Origin of the sequence: Haemophilus paraphrohaemolyticus, from assembly GCF_002015045.1 — a bacterium.
Classification (GTDB): Bacteria; Pseudomonadota; Gammaproteobacteria; order Enterobacterales; family Pasteurellaceae; genus Haemophilus_A; species Haemophilus_A paraphrohaemolyticus.
Genome location: NZ_MUXX01000009.1, coordinates 1 through 576, shown reverse-complemented (window position 1 = coordinate 576; position 576 = coordinate 1). Strand labels below are relative to the sequence as shown.

The window sequence follows — 576 nt, the reverse complement described above, 5'->3', positions numbered from 1 at the left end:
AGATAAAGACGGTAATGCAACGCAAATTACCAATGTAGATGCAGGTGCGAACACAATGGAGTTCGACAAAGACGGTAACCAATTAGTTAACGTTGATGGAACTTACTATGTAGTGGATCCAGAAACTGGTTTAATTAAACTAGATGATTCAAATAACCCAGTAAAAGGCACACCAGCGACAGACGAAGAGTTAGAGGCTTTAGCAGCGAATCCAACGTTAAAATCGTTTGTTGCATATGCGAACGCAGCATCAGGTTTAGCGAACTTAGAGAACTCAATTGAAACGAATGCGTTAACGGTTGCAGATGCGAAGAACTTAGGTTGGGTAGTATCAGCTTCAGGTAATAATTATGCGGCAAGCGTAACGAATGCAAGGGAAGTTCGTTTCAACGGTGTGAACGGCGTTAAAGTTACGGGTGAAACGGACGAAGCAACAGGCGTACGTAACATCAACATCGGCTTAGAAGCGGGTAATGTGGGGGCAGAAGAGGGCAACACAGGCAAAGTGACTGGTGATACAAACTACGTAACGGGTGACCAAGTAGCAAACGCGATTAACAACTCAGGTTGGAAAAC

General features: G+C 44.1%; 1 pseudogene. It reads left to right on the top strand.

What is annotated here, in order from left to right:
- Positions 1 to 576: pseudogene (locus tag B0184_RS10535) on the top strand (hypothetical protein); the annotation flags it as partial.